At 50.7% G+C, this 20,276-nt stretch carries 12 protein-coding genes, 1 rRNA gene and 4 pseudogenes; 8 read left to right on the forward strand and 9 right to left on the reverse strand.

Going from position 1 to position 20,276, the window contains the following annotated elements:
• Together H581_RS0109885 and H581_RS0109890 are read right to left on the reverse strand one after the other, a co-directional pair.
• Positions 1-147 (reverse strand): 16S ribosomal RNA (locus H581_RS0109885); the annotation flags it as partial.
• A gap of 386 nt (positions 148-533) precedes the next feature.
• A complete protein-coding gene (locus H581_RS0109890) occupies positions 534-2,210 on the reverse strand; it encodes a GMC oxidoreductase (RefSeq protein ID WP_028609855.1) in 1,677 nt (558 codons plus the stop codon).
• A gap of 142 nt (positions 2,211-2,352) precedes the next feature.
• On the opposite strand from H581_RS0109890, the pseudogene H581_RS38850 reads away from it, so the two are divergent.
• Positions 2,353-3,105 (forward strand): annotated as a pseudogene (locus tag H581_RS38850) (ThuA domain-containing protein); the annotation flags it as partial.
• A gap of 81 nt (positions 3,106-3,186) precedes the next feature.
• Positions 3,187-4,224: pseudogene (locus tag H581_RS38855) on the forward strand (aldose epimerase family protein); the annotation flags it as partial.
• A gap of 98 nt (positions 4,225-4,322) precedes the next feature.
• Here the strand turns inward: H581_RS38855 and H581_RS33575 are convergent.
• Together H581_RS33575 and H581_RS0109910 are read right to left on the reverse strand one after the other, a co-directional pair.
• Positions 4,323-5,638, reverse strand: a pseudogene (locus H581_RS33575) (dicarboxylate/amino acid:cation symporter).
• Positions 5,639-5,748: 110 nt separating this feature from the next.
• Complete coding sequence (locus H581_RS0109910; RefSeq protein ID WP_028609856.1) at positions 5,749-6,789, reverse strand: DctP family TRAP transporter solute-binding subunit; 1,041 nt, start codon at positions 6,787-6,789, stop codon at positions 5,749-5,751.
• An 88-nt stretch (positions 6,790-6,877) separates the two neighbouring features.
• Here H581_RS0109910 and H581_RS0109915 point away from each other — a divergent pair, with 88 nt between their 5' ends.
• From H581_RS0109915 to H581_RS0109930, 4 genes are all read left to right on the forward strand, one after another.
• Complete coding sequence (locus H581_RS0109915; protein WP_028609857.1) at positions 6,878-8,479, forward strand: ATP-binding protein; 1,602 nt, start codon at positions 6,878-6,880, stop codon at positions 8,477-8,479.
• Positions 8,466-9,212: a response regulator gene (locus H581_RS0109920; protein WP_051250626.1), complete on the forward strand. Its 747-nt coding sequence runs from the start codon at positions 8,466-8,468 to the stop codon at positions 9,210-9,212. The genes H581_RS0109915 and H581_RS0109920 overlap by 14 nt, the downstream gene beginning before the upstream one ends.
• A gap of 109 nt (positions 9,213-9,321) precedes the next feature.
• A complete protein-coding gene (locus H581_RS0109925) occupies positions 9,322-10,761 on the forward strand; it encodes an NAD-dependent malic enzyme (protein ID WP_028609859.1) in 1,440 nt (479 codons plus the stop codon).
• Positions 10,762-10,931: 170 nt separating this feature from the next.
• Positions 10,932-12,629 (forward strand): GMC oxidoreductase, encoded by a 1,698-nt coding sequence (locus H581_RS0109930; RefSeq protein ID WP_425414593.1) that lies wholly within the window; start codon positions 10,932-10,934, stop codon positions 12,627-12,629.
• Between the two features lie 6 nt (positions 12,630-12,635).
• On the opposite strand, the gene H581_RS33580 is transcribed toward H581_RS0109930, so the two are convergent.
• The 4 genes from H581_RS33580 to arfA form a co-directional block, all read right to left on the reverse strand.
• Complete coding sequence (locus H581_RS33580) at positions 12,636-13,127, reverse strand: YkvA family protein (RefSeq protein WP_084134529.1); 492 nt, start codon at positions 13,125-13,127, stop codon at positions 12,636-12,638.
• 139 nt (positions 13,128-13,266) lie between these two features.
• Positions 13,267-15,114 carry an ABC transporter ATP-binding protein gene (locus H581_RS0109940; RefSeq protein WP_028609861.1) on the reverse strand — a complete coding sequence of 616 codons (1,848 nt, stop codon included), beginning with the start codon at positions 15,112-15,114 and terminating at the stop codon, positions 13,267-13,269.
• The gene (locus H581_RS0109945) at positions 15,107-16,837 is read right to left on the reverse strand and encodes an ABC transporter ATP-binding protein (RefSeq protein WP_028609862.1); all 1,731 of its coding nucleotides are present in this window, start codon (positions 16,835-16,837) and stop codon (positions 15,107-15,109) included. The genes H581_RS0109940 and H581_RS0109945 overlap by 8 nt, the downstream gene beginning before the upstream one ends.
• A 120-nt stretch (positions 16,838-16,957) precedes the next feature.
• Positions 16,958-18,466: an arabinosylfuranosidase ArfA gene (gene arfA / locus H581_RS0109950; protein WP_028609863.1), complete on the reverse strand. Its 1,509-nt coding sequence runs from the start codon at positions 18,464-18,466 to the stop codon at positions 16,958-16,960.
• A 257-nt stretch (positions 18,467-18,723) separates the two neighbouring features.
• Here arfA and H581_RS0109955 point away from each other — a divergent pair, with 257 nt between their 5' ends.
• Positions 18,724-19,653, forward strand: coding sequence for a sensor domain-containing diguanylate cyclase (locus tag H581_RS0109955; protein ID WP_028609864.1), 930 nt, complete (start codon positions 18,724-18,726; stop codon positions 19,651-19,653).
• Between the two features lie 165 nt (positions 19,654-19,818).
• Positions 19,819-19,995: pseudogene (locus H581_RS0109960) on the forward strand (SpoVR family protein); the annotation flags it as partial.
• Between the two features lie 65 nt (positions 19,996-20,060).
• Here H581_RS0109960 and H581_RS39290 read toward each other — a convergent pair.
• A complete protein-coding gene (locus tag H581_RS39290) occupies positions 20,061-20,189 on the reverse strand; it encodes a hypothetical protein (protein WP_281169525.1) in 129 nt (42 codons plus the stop codon).
• Positions 20,190-20,276: the final 87 nt, after the last annotated feature.

Raw genomic sequence — 20,276 nt, forward strand, 5'->3', positions numbered from 1 at the left:
TGTTATCCCGGTCTTACAGGCAGGTTACCTACGTGTTACTCACCCGTCCGCCGCTAAGTTACTCCCGAAGGAATAACTCCGCTCGACTTGCATGTATTAGGCACGCCGCCAGCGTTCGTCCTGAGCCAGGATCAAACTCTCCAAATTGGTTAGTTGTCCGCGAAACCTCTCTCTAGCCAAAGGTCAGATTGAAGTTTCTCGTTGACTCATTACTTTTTTATCGCTTTTCCATTAATCCGTGAGGATTAACGGGGCAGTTTCACTCGTTGTTCAGTTTTCAAAGAACAATCTTTTCTTTCGTGTCAGCCGCGTATTCCTCTCGGCCGGAATTAGAATATACCATGCGCTTGCCCAATTGGTCAAGCATTATTCAAAACTTTTTTTAAATTATTTATTCTTCATTTACTCACTCCATATCCAAGCCGAGCCGGCATCCAGCTCTTCTTTGTTCCAGAAGCTCAGAATCTAAATGGCGCAATCGGTGCAAGTTAAGGTTGTCTAAACGATCTAAACGGTAATCGACGGTGATCCGATTATTGGCGATCCTCGTCCATTGATAACTTTTGGATGATGTAATCAGCCGTACGAATAGCCAAAGCAACGGTTGATAATGTCGGATTGGATGCACCGGTCGAAGGCAGCACGCTGTTATCGGCGGCAAAAAGGCCTTCTACGCCGTGAATTTGTCCATACCGGTCCGTTGCCGATTCGGAAGGATCATCGCCCATCCGACAAGTGCCAAAATCGTGATTATCCGCCCCCGGCGGCATTAAGCAAATAGCCGGTACGCCGTCCAGCTCGGCAAGACGGAGCTGCATCGCTGCGGATGCCTGCAGGATGTAGTCATACATCTCGCGAATAATCTCCTCGTCCTTCTCGCTGTATGAGAAGCTGATTTGCAATTCCGGCATTCCATATTCATCCAACCTGCTTGGATCAACGAAAACGCGGTTTTCGTAGCGGGATTCCACCTTGCCGGAAGCGCCGAAAAAGCTTATTTTCCACTCATCCTTAATCGGTTTTTTATCGTAATGATAGTTAAAATATTGTTCCGGCCCTTGAAGCTGCAGCCTATAAGGGCGGTTCTGTAGCTCAGGCACGATAATTCCGAGCGCACCTAACGGTTCAGGGAAACCTTCCGTACTCAAGCTGGCCGTGGCGATTAAATAGGAATGGTTAGTAAGATACCGGCCGATCGCCCTTCCGGCAATGCCCGAATTAAGCAGGATTCGGGGGGTTTGCAGGGCGCTTGCCGATAAAATGACGTTTTTCGCTTTGATGACATAAGATTTCTTATCCGGGGTCATCACCCGGACGCCGACTGTTTTTCCCCCTTCCGCAATAACCTCTGCCGCATAAGTATTAACGGCCAAATCAAACGGACGAACGCTTAATGCTCTAGCCAGTAAAAGAATGGAACTGAAAAAAACATTGGAATGAAGTTTCCCTAATCGGGTCTGGTCAAGATCGGTAGCAACCGGAATATCGTCCGCATTAAAGTATCCGTTTTCCCGAAGACGCTTAAGAAGGATCTTTGTAATCGACGAATCTTTCGTATAGGCATATGTGACGTTCATAATTTCTTCGGCGATATTATAATAAAGTTCCATTTCCTCGATAGAAACCGGCCAGCCCGCGATCTCATATTCGGGAATCCGGGGAGATACAGCACCCCATAATATCGTTCTTCCGCCTAATGCGTAAATCAGCTTCATTCCAGGATATTGCGGAAGTCTCTTCCCGATCAGATCGGTTATTTGCGGCGGAGCATACAGTCTGAAATTGTCCCCGTTGATGGTAGCAACATTAGCAACATGGGTCGGCAGAAAGAGCGGGCCTCTTTCCACGATGCCGATCCGTTTGTCGTTATTCCCCCATTGTTCGCACAAACGCCACAGAGCGGCTCCACCGCCCGCGCCGGAACCAACGATGATCACATCGTATTCGGTCTCGGCCATCTTTTCCACGTCAGCAAGCGGAATCCAATCATGAATGAATTCAGACTCCGGTGCAGGCGGGCAAAAAGGGGCAACGACCCTATTTTCGGATATTGGCAAGGTTTGGGAAGGTATATTGATGCGTTGGCCCCCGATATTCGCATTGGTACTCGTAATATGCGGATTTATCGACATCAGTTGATCTACCCCGGACTGATATCGATAGGCAATGGTAAGCAGGGTATCTCCAGTATCGGCGACATAGATCCTCAATGTAATCACATCCTTTTTATGAAAATATATGCTGTCACAACCTGTTTAAATGACGGATCTCTCTATTCGTTATAACCTTGATATGTTGTTTTTTGACTGGCAGGCACATATATATCCATATCAAGAAGGAGGGATTCATGCGATGAAAGTGAAAATTGGAACCGGCCCGTTGTTTGAGTTGAAAACGATAAATGTAACCATTTGGAATGAATTTATACAAGAAAGAACGGAACCGAAAGTAGCGGGCATTTATCCAAAGGGAATTCATGCAGCCATTGCCGCAGGAATCGGGCCGTACGGCTTCCGAATTCGAACGGCGACAATTGACCAGCCCGACCACGGATTAACGCAAGAGGTGCTGAACCGGACGGACGTATTGATCTGGTGGGGGCATGTGGCTCATGAACAGGTAGCTGAAGAGATCGTCGATAGAATCTATGCAAGGGTATTGCAAGGCATGGGACTTATCGTCCTGCATTCCGGGCATCGTTCGAAAATATTCCGGAAATTGATGGGGACTACTTGCGATTTGAAATGGAGATCCGACGCCGAACGGGAAAGATTGTGGGTCGTCGACCCCTCCCACCCGATTACCGAAGGACTTGGCGAGTACTTCGAGCTGCAGACAGAGGAAATGTACGGTGAGTTTTTTGATATACCGGCTCCTGAAGAGCTCGTATTTATCAGTTGGTTCCAAGGCGGGGAAGTTTTCCGCAGCGGGTGTGCATACCAACGCGGACTCGGGAAGATTTTTTACTTCCGGCCAGGAGACCAGGAGTATCCTACATACTATAACCAAAATGTACTGCGGGTTATAGCAAATGCGATTCGCTGGGCAGCAAGCCCTCACGGGGCGACTCCGGTATTCGGAAATACGGCTCCTCTGGAGAAAATAATCAGGGATGAACCTCCCCCGCCCATAAACCGGGATTCGGCGACCGGAAGCATAACTAAGCAATACCTCGGCAATGTAACCGATGGCAAGTCCGTTTATCTATACAACTTAACCAATCAAAATGGCATGCAATCTGACATTATGAATTACGGCGGCATTATGATGACACTTAAGGTGCCTGATCGAAACGGAATGGTTGAAGATGTCGTTCTCGGCTATCCGTCGCTTGCGGATTATTTGAAAACCGGCAATAAGCCCTACTTCGGAGCTTTAATCGGCCGGTATGCGAACCGTATCGCAAATGGCCGGTTCACGCTTGACGGCGTTACCTATCAGCTATCGGTAAATGATGGCCCCAACACGCTTCACGGCGGCAAACGCGGATTTGACAAGAGGATCTGGGACGCGGAGGAGGTCTATCTGAATGACGGAGTCGGTCTTGCTCTCAGCTATTTGAGTAAAGACGGCGAAGAAGGATTTCCGGGGAATCTTGCGGTGAAAGTCTTATACTCTCTTACGGACAACAATGAACTTCGGATCGATTATACGGCAACGTCCGATGCAAAGACCGTATTGAACCTTACCCAGCATAATTACTATAACCTGGCCGGTGCAGGGAACGGGAATATACTTGACCATATCGTAACGATTCGCTCCGATTGCTTTACTCCGGTCAAGCCGGACCTCATTCCAACTGGACAAGTGCAGCGCGTCGCAAACACGCCGCTAGACTTCCTTAAGCCGCAGTCGATCGGTTCGCGAATCCATTCAGACTATCGGCAGATGCGTTTTGCACGCGGTTATGATTTCAATTATGTATTGCCTCATCATACCGGAAGTTCCATCGGTTTCGCCGCTAGCGTATATGAACCGAAATCGGGCCGTTTGATGGAGGTTTACACAACGCAGCCCGCCATGCAGTTTTATACGGGAAATCATCTGGATGGAAGCATTACCGGCAAAGCGGGAAAGGTATACCATCAATATGGCGGCTTCTGCATGGAGACACAGCATTATCCGGATTCCCCGAATCATCCTCTTTTTCCTAGTACGGAACTGGTCCCGGGTCAAGCTTATAGGCAGACAACCCTATACAGGTTTTCCTCCGTGCAATCGTAAATAGGGCGGCTTAAGCATGCGGATGCAATGAAGCGACGATTCCGCTTTCGTGGAATCGTCGTTTTTTTGTCCTTTTGGGTTGAATTCAATCCATTTCGTTATCCTGGATTCGTGGTCGTCTTGACAAGGCTCCCCGCTGCTCCCGTTGACGAAAGGTTGTAATCAACCGCTTCATCCGCATCCTGCTTTCCCCCTGGATGGAACTCATTTTCCATTTTGGCCACGACGACAGTAGCGACGCCGTTACCGATCAGGTTCGTGATCGCACGTGCTTCCGACATGAAGCGGTCGACCCCCAGCAGCAGAGCCATTCCTGCAACTGGAATGCTTGGGAACGCCGCAAGCGTTGCCGCAAGCGTAATGAAGCCGGAGCCTGTTACGCCCGCCGCTCCCTTGGAAGTAAGCATGAGCACGCCAAGCAGCGTTAACTGCTGCAGGATTGTCATTTCAACACCGGAGGCTTGCGCTACGAACAACGCGGCCATTGACAAGTAAATCGAAGTGCCGTCCAGATTGAAGGAATAACCGGTAGGAACGCCAGACCTACAACCGACTTGGAACAGCCGTATTTCTCCAGCTTATCCATCATCCGCGGCAGGGCCGATTCCGAAGAAGAAGTGCCGAGCACGAGCAATATTTCTTCTTTGATGTAACGGATAAATTTAAAAATGCTGAATCCGTATGCACGGGCGATCGAGCCAAGCACCACGATGATAAAGAATGCCATAGTGATATAAACCGATCCCATCAGCTTGCCTAGCGACAACAGCGAGCCGATTCCGAATTTGCCGATTGTGTAGGACATCGCGCCGAAAGCGGCGATCGGCGACACCTTCATGATCATGTTCACGATACCGAAGAAAGCATGCGACAGCTTGTCGAACAAAGCGGTCACAGGCTGAGCCTTCTCGCCCATTGCCGTTAAAGAAAGCCCGAACAAAATCGCAAAGACCAGAATCGGCAGCAGCTCGCCCGCTGCCATCGCTCCTACGACATTATCCGGAATAATGTTCAGCAGGAAGTCTGTAATGCCATGGCCGGGTTCCGCCGCAGCATCCGTGTACTTGGAAATATCGCCGCTCGCAGCGCTGGCATCGATCCCCGCTCCCGGTTTGACCAGATTGACAACGACCAGACCGATCGCGAGCGCAGCCGTCGTTACGATTTCAAAATAGAGCAGCGCTTTGCCGCCGATCCGGCCGACCTTCTTCATGTCGCCCATATTGGCAATGCCGTTCACAACCGTAAAAAATACGATCGGCGCAATGACCATTTTGATCAACCTGATGAAAGCGTCACCAAGAATTTTCATTTGTTCCCCGTTTGCCGGGAAAAAGTGTCCGAACAATATGCCAAGAATAATTGCAATCACGACTTGTACGGTAAGATTTTTCAAATTCAGTTTGAATCGCATGAGGGCACCCTCGCTTTCGTTTTTGTGAAAACGCTTTTATTTTGCGTGTGCCCTCATTGTAGAAGAGGAACCGCTTCCAAACAAGCATGCGATCATATTGTTCGTTTTGGTTATTTTGGTCTTTCGATTTCGCTCATGAGCTCGCTGCCGATGATATGCTCATATTGATCGTACAACGGCGCCAGCTTATGAATCCACTGCTGTCTCTCCCCTTCGGTAAGCTCATGAATCGTAAATCCGTCGATTTCCTTCAGCTCACTAAGCTGCTTCTCATGCATGGAAGCGGTCTCCTGATTGATCCATGCAGTCGTCTCTTTCAGCGCCTGCTGCAATACCTGCTGTACGTCAGGAGGAAGATCCTCCCATAATCTCTTATTGAACATCACTACATAACCTAAATAGCCGTGGTTGCTGATCGTCATATAATTCTGAACCTGATATAAACGCTTGCTTGCAATATTGGATATCGTATTCTCCTGTCCGTCCGCGGCTCCGTCCTTCAATACGCCGTAGACCTCGTTGAACGGTATCTTGACGCTCGATGCGCCAAGCGCTTGAAATTGGCTGACAAGCATCATACTTGGCTGAATGCGAAACGTCAGCTCGCGAAAATCGTCCGGAACCTGAAGCGGCCTCACGCTGCTCGTCATCTGTTTGAACCCGTTCGCCCAAAAGGCTGCTCCCAGTACCTTGTGAGAATCCAGCGTTCTGAGCAAAAGTCGTCCAAGCTCCCTCTGCAGCGCTGCGTTCACTGCCTGCTGATCCCCGAAAGCAAAAGGCAAATCCATCGCCAGCCACGCCGGTTCGATCTCGCTCATGTTCGAGAAGGAAGGCGCGATCATTTGAATGGCTCCGCTCTGCAGTGCCGCGAATTCCGTATCTCCGGAATACAGCGTGCCGTTAGGAAATACCTGGATTTCCACGCGATCGTCGCTCAGTTCCTTCACAAGCCTTGCAAAGTGCGCGGCAGCAAGGCCCTTAGGCGTATTTTCGGCAACGACATGGCTGAATTTGATGACGATACGGTCCTTCAGCCCTGTCTGCTCGTCATCTATTGGAAGCGATTCTGTAAAATGCGGTCGGAACCCGATCATGAAGGCCGCAAGCATCCCCAGCACAATAAACAATCCGATTCCGGTCCATGTCTTCACCGTATTCCTCCCTGTTGCTATTTTACGATCATTATTTCACAATAGAGTCAAATCGTAAACGTAAAGCTCGGAAGGAGGGAAGCCGACCTTGAACCAATTGCGCATTTATTGGAAAATCGCCATTTTATCTTTCGGATTGGTGCTCTTCTCCCTTCTGATCGGCGGTGTCGTTGTCATTGGCAGCGTAAACAGAATCAAGGAGGACGAGCTGCGGCAGCGTCTGATGATTACGGCACGTACTGTCGCCAATTTGCCCGATATTAAGAAAAACATCGAACTGCCGGACGGTTCGCGGCAGATTGCCCTGATCGCGGATAACATTCGGATTATAAATAACGTTGCCTATATAGTTGTCCTTGATATGAACCGGACGAGACTGTCCCATCCGCTCTCGGAGAGGATCGGCGGAACCTTTACCGCGACCGGCGCGGATGCGGCGTTTGCGGAGCATACGTATGTCTCTAAAGTAACGGGAGAGGCCGGCGTCGGTCTGCGCGCCTTCGTGCCGGTCATGAACGAACAGCATATGCAGATTGGCGTCATTGTGGCTGGCGGACTGCTGCCCGGGCTTAAAGAGCTCATCGCGGAAGAACGGCAATCGATCGCGCTTACAGCCCTGCTCTCCCTGCTGTTCGGCATTTTCGGTTCCGCGCTGCTTGCCCGCCATATCAAAAAGCAAATGTACAATTTGGAGCCGCATGAGATCGCCCGCATGTACCGGGAACGAAGCGCCGCTTTTCAAGCCATGCACGAAGGTGTAATTGCCATCGACCTCAACGAGAAGATAACGATCTTCAACGAACGGGCCAAACAAATCTTCAGCGTGGAGCAGGAAGCGGTCGGCCGTTCGATACGGGACGTACTGCCCGATACTAGGCTGCCTGAGGTGCTTCAGCTTGTGCGTCCCGTACTCAATCAAGAGCTTCGGATCGGCAAAACGCTTATATGGAGCAATCGTATCCCGATTCGCGAGCAGGGAACGACTGTAGGCGCCATTGCGATATTCCAGGATCGCACGGAAGTGGCGAGAATGGCCGAGGAGCTGACCGGGGTACGCAAATTCGTCGATGCGCTTCGGGTTCAAAATCATGAGCATAACAACAAGCTGCATACCATAGCGGGACTGCTTCAGCTGGACAAAAAGGATCAGGCGCTTCAATATGTGTACGATATATCAGAGCAGCAGGAAGAAATGACAAGGTTTATGCAAGAGAATATTGCGGATGACGGCTTGGCAGGGCTGCTGCTCGGCAAAATCAGCCGCGGCAAAGAGCTTGGCATACACGTCCAGATCGATCCGCACAGCGAGTTGAAAAGGTTTCCTCCCCATCTGGATCGTCACGATTTCGTTCTGTTGCTGGGCAATTTGATCGAGAATGCTTTCGATGCTTTGGCCGAAGCCGAACGTGAGCGCAAAGAAGTCTATGTAAGTTTGGAGCAAAATGAAGACCTGCTTTCCATCCTCGTAGAGGATAACGGCTGCGGAATGACGGAACAGATAAAAGCGCGGATGCAAGAGCGCGGCTTCTCCACCAAGGGGAGCGAAGACCGCGGGATCGGTCTATATTTGCTGCAACGCATCATCAGGAAAGGAAACGGCAGGCTGAGGTGCGATTCGGAGCCCGGCTTGGGCACTTCAATGGAAATTTCTTTCCCAATGACAGGAGGGCTGCAACATGAATGCGAATGATAAACCGATATTCAAGGTTGTACTAATTGAAGATGATCCGATGGTGCAAGAGGTTAATAAACTATTCATCGAGCAGGTGCAAGGCTTCCGGGTCGCCGGTGTCGCTGGAAACGGTAATGACGGACTGAAGCTGGTCCGGGAGTTATCGCCGAACCTGGTTTTCCTCGATGTATTCATGCCTTCGCTTGACGGCATCGAAACGCTGCAGCAGTTGCGGACTATGGCATTGCCGGTCGATGTGGTCGCCGTCACTGCGGCCAAGGATGCTGAAACCATACGCGCGATGCTTCGAAACGGCGCAATCGATTATATTATAAAGCCGTTTAAGCTGGAGCGGGTCAAGCAAACGTTAGAGCGTTACCGCTTGCGGCATGAAGCCTGGTCTGAAGGCCCGCCGGCGACGCAAGATGATTTGGATCGCCTGATGCATAACGGAGGCGAAGCGGCCGAAGCCGGGAAGACGGAATCCCTCATCTTGCAGGATGCCCGCCCGAACGGGCAGGATGTGCTGCCCAAAGGCTTGAACGCCGCCACGCTGAAGCAGGTGTTGAATGTCTTACAGCTTCACGGTGCCGCCGGATTGTCGGCGGAGGAGGCTGCCGACGGCGTAGGAATCGCCCGCGTGACCGCCCGGCGTTACTTGGATTATCTCGAGAAGACGGGCCGCGTCGAGCTGGAAATCAATTACGGCGGCGTCGGCCGGCCCGTTAACCGATATGTGCCAAAGCCGTGACCAAAACGTTCAAAAATAACAATATGGCCAAAAGCTTCCCACTACCTCATGTAAACGGTAACATGAAGGGCATCAGTATCAGATACCGTTTAACGGGAGTGTGGTCAACATGGCAATGCCGGCAACTGCAAGCACCAATATTGTGCTTCGCTTGGAAATGGACAAGGACAGCACGACATTCGGACGAATCGCCACCGCGATCGGCGCAACGGGCGGCGATATCGTCGCCGTCGACGTAAGCGGGACAAGCAAGACAACGACGATTCGTGATCTGACCGTCAATATTTCCGAAACGCACAGCAAAGAGTTAATTGTAAGCGCATTAAATAAACTGCCCGGCGTGCACGTGCTGCAGGTATCCGATCAGACGTTTCTCATGCATTTGGGCGGAAAAATAGAAGTGACGCCGAAGATGACAATCAAGACGCGGGACGATCTATCACGCGTCTATACGCCTGGCGTAGCGAACGTCAGCATGGCCATCCATGAAGAACCCAGCCGTGCGCATTCCTTGACGATTAAACGCAATACGATTGCCGTCGTCTCGGACGGTACGGCAGTGCTCGGGCTTGGCAATATCGGTCCGCTCGCGGCCATGCCGGTCATGGAAGGAAAAGCGATGCTGTTCAAGCAGTTGGCCGGCGTCGATGCCTTTCCGATTTGCCTGGACACGCAGGATACGGAAGAAATCATCGCTACGATCAAACACATTGCACCGGCCTTCGGCGGCATTAACCTGGAAGACATCTCCTCCCCGCGCTGCTTTGAAATCGAGCGGCGGCTGATCGAGGAGCTCGACATTCCGGTTTTCCATGACGATCAGCACGGAACAGCCGTTGTCCTGCTTGCCGGCATCTTAAATGCGGTAAAGCTGGTGGGAAAAAGACTCCAGGACTGCAAAGTCGTTCTTAACGGCGTCGGTGCGGCCGGAATCGCCTGCACCAAAATATTGCTAGCCGCAGGGGTATCCAACATCATTGGCGTCGATCGCGCCGGCGCGCTGGTGAGCGGCCGGGACTACGAGCACGAAGCATGGAATTGGTATTCCGGGCACACGAATCCGGAACGCGAGCAGGGCGTACTATCCGACGTCATTGCGGGAGCCGATATCTTCATCGGCGTATCCGCCCCCGGAGTTTTAAAAGCAGACGATATCCGCAAGATGGCGAAGGATCAGATCGTTTTTGCCATGGCTAACCCGACGCCGGAGATCGCGCCCGAGGAAGCCGAAGGACTAGTCCGAGTGATGGCGACAGGGCGGTCGGACTATCCGAATCAAATCAACAATGTGCTTTGCTTTCCGGGTTTATTCCGCGGCGTGCTGGATTGCCGCGCCTCCCGCGTCACCGAGGAGATGAAGCTGGCGGCCGCCCATGCCGTCGCTTCGGTTGTTACCGAGGAAGAGTTGAACGAATATTACATTATTCCAAGCGTATTCAATCCGCATGTCGCCGAGAAAGTGAAGGAAGCGGTCATTCAAGCCGCTTATGCTTCCGGCGTCGCCCGAAGACGGGAACGGGGATTGCAGCAATTTGCCGTTAAAGCTTAATCCCTTTCTTCGTTCGATATGATAACAGCTGTCCCTTAGGTCATAGACCAGGGACAGCTGTTTTTCTGTCGAAAAACGGGTTTCCGACATAAAAGTAGCTTCCCCGGCATTACTGTATAAATAAGACTAATATACGTTGAAGGACTTTGCGTTCTTACATTCGGATGGGAGTGACTTCATTGAAAATATGGGTATCTAACGAGCAGGATACACTTCGATCGATTGCCAAAAAAAACAATGTATCCATTGAAGACGTCATGATGTTTAATCCGCATATTGTTCATCCCGACCATGTTATTGCCGGACAAACCGTCTATCTGCCATCCCTATCCGAACCGGACCATAGAATCGAATTCAACCTGCAACAGTCAGGGGCGTTCCCGTCAGGATCTCTGCCGACCTGCCCGGTGTTGCCGACCGAGCCGCTTAACAACTGGATACCTCTCACTCCTCTCGACCAAATGGCGCAGGAGGAGTACGATGTTCTCATTATCGGTACCGGAGCCGGCGGAGGATCCGTTCTCTGGCGATTATGCGAGCAATGGAAAAACGAGCGGAAAAAGATTGGTATTATTGAACGCGGCGATCAGATCATTCCGACGCAGGCCCGAAACCTGTCTACGATGAACCAAGAGCGCTTAACGGCTTATTTTTCGCATGTATCCAGACCGCTGCCGGGTGCAATTCCGGAATTTCCGGGCGCGCGGCAGTTATTTGCGCTGGGCGGAAGAACCTTGTTCTGGTATACTTTTTCGCCCAGGATGCATGAATGGGATTTGGCGAGATGGCCAATACCGGTTGAGGAGATGGAAAGCTATTATGGCATTGCGGAGGAAGTCATGCATGTAACTTCATCTTTCGCGGAGGGAGCCTCGTTTACGGAAATATTGCTCGAAAGGCTGTGGTTGAGCGGCTATTCCAAAGCGGCGCCCCTTCCGCTCGCAGCCGATATCGTGCCTCAAGCCTTCGGGCAGATTCATACGGACATGTTCACCAGCTCCATTTCCCTGCTTGCCAAAGCGTTGAATACCAGGCCGTTCGATTTGGCGATTAACGCAAGGGCAGTAGAAATCATCCATGATAACAGGAGCGTAAGCGGCGTCAATGTCATGTCGCCGGACGGAACGGTCCATACGCTGAGAGCCAAAACAATCGTCTGCAGCGCAAGCACCTTCGAAACGCCTCGTCTTCTGCTTTATTCAGGCATTCAAAATCCGGCGCTGGGACACTATTTCTCGAATCAAACCTTCGTACAGGCAACCGGAAATATAAACACAGCCGACTTTCCGATCCCATGGGGACCGCTCAACATCATGATCCCTCAAAAACCGGAAACTCCTTACTCGGTTCTCATGACCGGACCCGAAGCTTTCTATTGGTATCCCGTTGCCGTAGAAAGGCCGCTGACTGGTACAACTACAGTCAACTTCTACGGATATGGGAAGGTTGAACCCCAATATGAAAATTACGTTGCCCTTGATCCATACAAAAAAGACGAGTACGGCATTCCGGAAATTCAGGTTCATTTTTCCCTGAGCGACGCCGATTGGGATGTCGTACGCCAAATGACGGAAGGCATTAAATCTATCGCCGCGAATGCAGGTATTCGTCTTGTTTCCCAGGAAGGCCGACCGCCAATTTGTCTAACCCCGCTCGGGGATTTGCATCATGATGCAGGCACATGCAGAATCGGCGATGACCCTTCCACGTCTGTTGCAGACCAATACGGGCAAGTCCACGGCCTCTCCGGTCTCTTCGTGGCCGATAACAGCGCTTTACCTAATACCGGCGCCGAAAATCAGACATTGACCACGATTGCGCTCGCCATCCGAACAGCGGATTATATTGCCCGGATAAATCGGACTTGATTACTTCTATTCTTCATCCTTTTGAATAATGAGCTTCACGTTTTTGTTCAATGCAAAAAATTGCTCCGCTTTCTCGCGATGTTCATCCGTTATTTGACCGCTGAGCGCCTTGTATGCAATCAATACGGCTGTCGCGTCATCGGCAAAGCCGGCCACCGGCACGAAATCGGGGATGAGATCAAGCGGCATGATCCAATAGGCTAGCGCGCCTACGGCGGTTATTTTAGCAGAAAGCGGCGTGTTCGGATCGAGGGAACAATAGTAAAGCGTAACGACTTCCTTGGCAAATGGAACCTTCGCCGCATGCCGCTTCGCTTTAGCCCAGAAACCTTCCTCTACGTATTTGGTTTGTTTCTCGTGATCGCCGATCTTGACGAGCCATTTGTTCACATCAACGCGGGCAAGCTCATTTCCGCAGGAAGGGCAGCCGGCATCCAGCTGCGTATCCTCGCCAACCTCGGCAACATTGCCGCATGTCGGGCATTCGACATTAACCATATCGTTCACCTCCTAATAGGTTTGCTTCGTAAGCATTTGTCATCGGTTTGCGAAGCAAACCTGCTTCGTAAGCTTTATTTTTCTTCTAATACCCCAATTCTCCCCTTTTCGTTTCATCCACATGTTGGTGTTTACGGTCTTAGGAGTGAATAATGTCTAACTGTCCATTTACAAGCGAGCTGTAAAAGCCCTTCTGCTCCACCAGCTGCGCATGCGTGCCTTTCTCGGTAACGGCTCCATCCTGGAGCACAATGATCTGATCCGCCTGCCGGATCGTATTCAGACGATGCGCGATGACAAAGCTGGTACGCCCCTGCATCAGCCTCTGCAGCGCTTCCTGAATTTTTATTTCGGTGACGGTGTCTATGCTGCTCGTCGCTTCATCCAGCACTAATATCGACGGATCGGCCAAAATAGCCCTTGCAATCGCCAGCAGCTGCTTCTGGCCTTGACTTATCCCGCTTCCGTCCGCCTTAAGGACGGCGTCATAACCTCCGCGCAACCGCCTGATGAATGAATGGGCGTTGGCAAGCTTGGCCGCCTCCTCCACCTCTTCGTCCGATGCATCAAGCTTGCCGTAGCGGATATTCTCGCGGATCGTCCCTTCGAACAGAAAGGGATCCTGAAGTACGAACGCCATCTTGGAGCGCAAGCTTTCCCGTTTAATCGACCTGCTGTCGCGTCCGTCAATTCGGATGCTTCCCGAGCTTGGATCGTAAAATCGGCACAGGAGCTGTATCAATGTCGTTTTCCCCGCCCCGGTCGGACCTACGAATGCGACTGTCTCCCCGGCATTCACGGCGAAGCCGACCCCGCTTATCGTAGAATCGCGTCCTTCATAAGCGAACGAGACCTGCTCGAATACAACCTCGCCTTTTATTTCGTCCAGCTCGACGGCAGTCCCCTCGTCTGTACGCTCCTCCTCTTCGGCCAGCACGTCGAACACCCGCTCCGCTCCGGCCACAGCCGAGAGCAGCGTATTCCATTGATTCGCCAAATCATTGAGCGGTCTCGTAAATTGTCTGGAATATTCGGCGAAAATAACGATGACGCCGACGGTAATCGCATCGTTCAAAACAAAGATAGCTCCGATACCCGCGATGATCGCAAAACTTAAATTATTTAACGCGTTCATAAGCTTAGGAATAAAACCGGAGATCGTCTGCGCCCAGAAGCCAGACAAGCGAATGCGCTCATTCCGCAGTCTGAACTCTTCGATAACGGACTTCTCCTGCGAGAATGCCTTCACGATCCGTTGTCCGGATAGCGTCTCTTCAATATAACCGTTTAAATCGCCCAGATTGCGCTGCTGCGCTTTGAACAAGCGCCCGGTCTGCGCCGTAATCCATTTCATGCCCAGCAGCATGAGCGGAACGACCAGAAATGTGAGAAGGGTGAGCAGCGGACTGAGCGACAGCATAACGCTCACTGTGCCTACAAGCAGCAGGATGCTCGAACAAACCTGGATCATAGAGCTGTTCAGCGACGAGCTGACATTATCCATATCGTTCGTGACGCGGCTCATCAGCTCCCCATGCTGGCGTTTGCTGAAATACGGGATCGGCAGCCTGTGCAAATGCTCGAACAGTTCAACCCTCATGCGATATACCGTTTGCTGCGAGATCGTAATCATCCAGATGCTCTGCAGCCACATCGTAACGGAATGAAGAATATATACAACACCCATACCTATAAGAAAGCGAAGGAATCCGGTGCCTCGATTCACCAAAAAATGATCGACAGCCGTTCCTGCCAAATAAGGTCCCAGCAAGGAAAGCGCCGAGCTCAACACGACCATCACGATGACGGCGGCAAGCTTTCCTTTATACGCAATCAGATAATTCCACATCAGTTTCAGCGTTCTGGAGGCATTTCTCGCTCTCTGCTTGCCCTTGCCCTTACCTGCTTCCTTCCGGCGGTCTGCCGTCTCTTCCGCCGTTTGTCCCGGTCTGGCATAGGTGAAGGGCTCCTTCAATGACTTAAGCATGGGATACGCCCTCCTTCCCGAATTGAGACTCGTAAATTTGCCGGTACAAGCCGGATTCGCTAAGCAGCTGTTCGTGCGTCCCTTGCACGATTAATTCACCGTCGTCAAGCAGCAGAATCGAATCTGCGCCGGCCGTGGAGCTGATTTTCTGGGTAATGAGGAATGTCGTGCAATTCATTTGTTTCAGCGCTTGCAATAAGGCGGCCTCAGTCCGGACATCCAGCGCGCTGGTGCTGTCATCCAGCAGCAGGATGACGGGCTTTCGGACGAGCGCCCGGGCGATCGTCAGCCGCTGCTTCTGACCGCCGGACAAATTCACGCCCTTCTGTCCGACAATGGTTTCGTATTGCTCCGGCAGCTTCATAATCGTGTCGTGAATTTGCGCGATTTTGGCAGCCTCGATTACCTCTTCCGGAGTCGCATCCTCTTTGCCCCAGCGTATATTCTGCTCCACGGTGCCCGTAAACAGCATAATCTCTTGAGGCACGTAACCGATCTGCCTGCGCAGCTGTTCCAGACTCAGCTGGCGGGTATCGAGTCCATCCACACGAACCGTTCCCTCCTGCACGTCGTACAGACGGGGAATCAGCTGAACGAGCGAGGACTTGCCGGAGCCGGTAGCTCCCATAATGGCAATCGTCTCCCCCGGCTTAGCCGCGAAGGAGATGCGGTTTAATACCATCTCCCCCGTATCCGGGTATTGGAACGAAACCTCCTCGAAAGATACGGAACCGCTTCTAAGCTTTTGGATTTTGTCACTTTCCTTTGTATCCAGCAGATCGATCTCCGTCAGCAGCACTTCTTCCATCCGCTGCGAAGATGCTCGTGCGCGCGAGAAGTTGACGACGATCATCGACATGATGGACAACGCCATGGTCGTCCTTGTCGCATAATTTACAACCGCAATGACTTCGCCTACGGAAGCGCCGCCCGTATCCAGCTTGATGCGCCCAAACCAAAGCACCGCCATAACGCTGGCATTCATCACGAGTAAAATAATCGGCATGGTCGCCTCCGTCAGCCGAAGCGCAGCTACCGTCCGCTCCGTCAATCGCTCACTGGATAGGCCGAACCGCACGGCTTCATGCCTCATACGGACAAACACTCTTACGATTCTCATCCCGATCAGATTCTGCTGCATGACGCCGTTCACCTGATCAAGCTGCTGCTGTACCATTCGAAACAACCGTTCGCCTCTCTTCAGCACCCAAACCAGGAACACGGCAAGAAAAGGGACAACGGCAGCGAGCCAGAGCGCAAGCTCCGGCTGAACCACAAATGCCATGACGATGCTCCCAATAACAAGCAGCGGCGCGCGCAGCATGATCCTTAGTCCCATGAACACCGTATTTTGCAGCTGCATAACGTCATTGGTCAATCTCGTAATAAGCGAGGATTCCGGAAAGCGGTTAAAATTAGCGAAAGAGAAGGACTGCACTTTTTCATAAAGACGTTCTCTGAGATCAAACCCAAAGCTTTGGCTGACATGCGAAGCGTAGAACGAGCTGAAAATCCCAACAACAAAAGCGATGACCGAGCAGCCGATCAGCACGCCTCCCCATCGAATGACGACCGTTAAATCATCCTGCCCGATTCCATCGTCAATGATTTTAGAAATAATAAAAGGCTGCAGCAGCTCTACTGTCAGCTCCATAAGCATGAGCAGCAGCGCTACAATTGCAGCCAGTCGGTATTTGTTCAAAAAGGTAAGTATGGTCCGCATACAGAGTCCTCCGAGTATTCATAGCTTTGTCACAGCCTTCCTACTCATTATAGCTCCTTATGCTGGAAATGGCATAGACGGACATGAAATAATTCGGATCTGCACGAACATCCCGGTCATTTACAGCTTAATGCGAATAACGTTCCACGATGCCTTGCCCAGCTCAGCCTGGATCTTCCCGCCATCGCCGATAACCGCATTGCCTGAAGTATGCGGGGCGACACGGTTAGGCGCTTCCGCCGTATTGGTCATTTTTAAATCTTCATGCTCAAGCACGATATGTTCGATGATGCGGAAAGCGCCGAAGCTGCGCAGGTCGATCTCGAACGGCAGCGATTCTTCGATGTTGCGGTTAACCGCAAAGATCGTTACCTCTTCCTTCTCTTCGTTATGAACGGCTACCGTCTCCAGATACGGCACGTCGGTAAATTCCTTCGTATCGTATTTCGGCGATTTAACGAGCGGCACAAGCACGGTTCCGCGGCCGAAAATGCTTGCATGCATATACGGGTAATAAATCGTCTGCTTCCAGGCAGGTCCGCCGTTCTGCGTCATAATCGGCGCGATTACGTTCACAAGCTGCGCGATGCAAGCCATCTTTACGCGATCGGCGCGTTTGAGCATGCTGATCAGCATACAGCCTACGACTAAAGCATCCTCTTGGTTATAAATATCCTCCAGCTGCGGAGGTGCGATTTGCCAAGGCTCCAGCTGGCTGTCTTGCGAATGCGAATGGAACCAGACATTCCACTCGTCGAAGGAAAGATTGATTTTTTTCTTGCCGCGTTTCTTCGCTTGAATATAATCGCATGTTGAAATAACGGTATTGATATAGGAATCCATGCCCATCGATTGAGCCAGGAAATTCATCGTATCGTTATGCGGATTGCCGTAATATTGATGGATCGAAATATAATCGACCGTGTTGTAAGTTAAATCGAGAACAGTCGCTTCCCACTCCGGGAATGTCGGCATGCCGATATTCGAACTGCCGCAAGCGACAAGCTCGATTCCCGGATCAACCAGCCGCATGGTTTTTCCCGTCTCATTCGCCAGTCGTCCGTATTCGATCGCCGTTTTATGGCCGATTTGCCATGGACCGTCCATCTCGTTGCCCAAGCACCAGGTTTTGACGTTATGGGGATCCTTGTAGCCATGCTCGATCCGGAGATCGCTCCAATACGAGCCGGACGTATGATTGGAATACTCAATCAGGCTGCGTGCTTCATCGATGCCGCGCGTGCCCAAGTTAACGGCCATCATGGCTTCCGTGTTCGCTTTTTTGCACCAGTCCATAAACTCGTTAAAGCCGATCCAGTTCGGTTCGATCGTCCGCCATGCCAACTCCAGCCTCTTCGGGCGCTTATCGACGGGTCCAACGCCGTCCTCCCAGTTGTATCCGGATACAAAATTTCCTCCGGGATAACGTACAATCGGCACATCCAGCCCTTTTACAAGCTCAAGCACGTCGGCGCGAAAGCCCTGATCGTCCGCGGTCTTGTGCTCCGCCTCGTAAATCCCCCCATAAACGGCACGTCCAAGATGCTCAATAAACGATCCGTAAATCCGTTTGTCGACTTGACCGATTTGAAAATCCTTATCCACAATCATCGAAGCTTTGTCCGCCATGCTCTTCCGCCTCCAATTAATATAAATGTTAATGAGTAATAAAAATATTAATAAATACCTTAAAACTATTTAACTACATCCATATCAATATTTCAAGCATGAATTCCGTTAAAGAGTAACTACAACTTTAGCATCACTTTAAAACGTAGGTCATATTTCCCATAAATTGCAATTCCGATCTTGAGTTAGACCTCTTTTTCGACTACTATGGAACTATAAGGTAATTACGGTTCAACAAAACGGCAGGAGTTGAGGACATGAGCAGCCAGGTTCGCTCGCTTGAAGATGCAGCCGAGCATATTATCGATACCCTGAAAAATTATTTGCAGGTAAGCACATTATTTATCACGGTGAACGACGGTTTTGCCAACCGGATTATCCGGGCTTTTAACCGTCCTCAGGATTTAGGCCTGAATCAAACGCAGCAGCCGATGCTTCAGCAGTATTGCAGCCTTGTCTTTCGACAGCCCGAAACCGTCCTTGTCATTCCCAATACGCTTGAAGATGAACGGACTGCCGGATTGCCTGTCACGAAGGAGCTTGGTCCCTGCTCATTTGCCGGCATTACCGTAAAAACATCCGACAATCAAACCTATGGTACGATTTGCGCGTTGAATAGAGAGCCGATCCGCTTAGATGACGGTCAAGTCGCCTTCCTCAAATCGATTTCCGTTTTCTTCGGATATATCATCGAGCTGGAGAACGCCAGCGTAACGGATAGCTTAACCGGACTTTTTAACCGCCGGTATTTATCGTATTTGTATCAGAATGGGTCGGACAAGCAGTTCAGCGTCATGTTCATCGATATTGACAACTTCAAAGACGTAAACGACTCTTTCGGTCATGACTTCGGCGACCTGCTTCTGCTGGAAATTGCCGTACGGTTAAAACAGAACGTACGCAAATCCGATATTATTGTCAGATACGGCGGCGATGAGTTCATCATCTGCTTTCAGCATGTAGCCGATCATCAAGATCTCGAGTTCGTTGCCGGTAAAATAAAAGATTCCATCAAGGAGCCGTACAGCATTAACGGAAATTCGATTCAAGTATCCGCAAGCATCGGAATCAGCTCCGCCCATGGCGTAAGCGCAAGCCTGAAGGATCTGATCAGCGACGCCGACCACGCGATGTATGGCATTAAACAAAATTTTGATAAAGCCGGCATTTCCTCAAGCGATGCTTGAGCTTTGCGTTTAATGAAAACTCCCCTTTTCCCTTCATCGATATTCAAGCTTAATGTAAATAATTGCACATACAAACAAAGGTTAAAACGATTTGCGTCATAACCTCGCCCCGCATATCATACATATGGTATGAATCGTATTTCCGAAAATGCGGAGGGATGACGGATGAACCAGGATGAGATTCGCGCGCTGGAGCGATCCATCGATGAAATAACGGAAATCGCACAGAGCTTCGGGCTTGACTTCTATCAGATGCGGTACGAAATTTGTCCTGCGGAAATCATTTATACGTTTGGCGCTTACGGTATGCCGACCCGCTTCAGCCATTGGAGCTTCGGCAAAACATAACACCATCTGTATGAAAATAATTAAACACAAAAAAGGGAACCGTTATGGCTCCCTTTTTCTCATTCTTCGGTATCATCTTCATCATCCAAACTAATTCCCTGTTCTGCTGCTCTCATGACTGCAATTGCGTATAACTCATGAATTAGTTCGTCAACATCAGGCGGGAAATTTAATGGCTTCTTATCCACCGACAAACCCCCTTTTGTCCTCTCTTCATGTGTATGCTGGCGCTTCGTCTGGACAACCTTAGAAATTTCAACCGCCCCCTACTTATT

The sequence above is a fragment of the Paenibacillus harenae DSM 16969 genome (genome assembly GCF_000422465.1).
Taxonomy (GTDB): domain Bacteria; phylum Bacillota; class Bacilli; order Paenibacillales; family Paenibacillaceae; genus Pristimantibacillus; species Pristimantibacillus harenae.

Bases quoted from the DNA above. Each gene is read 5' to 3' on its own strand.
- H581_RS0109920 (WP_051250626.1), top strand. From the start codon at position 8,466: ATGAATGCGAATGATAAACCGATATTCAAGGTTGTACTAATTGAAGAT.
- H581_RS0109925 (WP_028609859.1), top strand. From the start codon at position 9,322: ATGGCAATGCCGGCAACTGCAAGCACCAATATTGTGCTTCGCTTGGAA.
- H581_RS33580 (WP_084134529.1), bottom strand. From the start codon at position 13,127: ATGGTTAATGTCGAATGCCCGACATGCGGCAATGTTGCCGAGGTTGGC.
- H581_RS0109940 (WP_028609861.1), bottom strand. From the start codon at position 15,114: ATGCTTAAGTCATTGAAGGAGCCCTTCACCTATGCCAGACCGGGACAA.
- H581_RS0109945 (WP_028609862.1), bottom strand. From the start codon at position 16,837: ATGCGGACCATACTTACCTTTTTGAACAAATACCGACTGGCTGCAATT.
- arfA (WP_028609863.1), bottom strand. From the start codon at position 18,466: ATGGCGGACAAAGCTTCGATGATTGTGGATAAGGATTTTCAAATCGGT.
- H581_RS0109955 (WP_028609864.1), top strand. From the start codon at position 18,724: ATGAGCAGCCAGGTTCGCTCGCTTGAAGATGCAGCCGAGCATATTATC.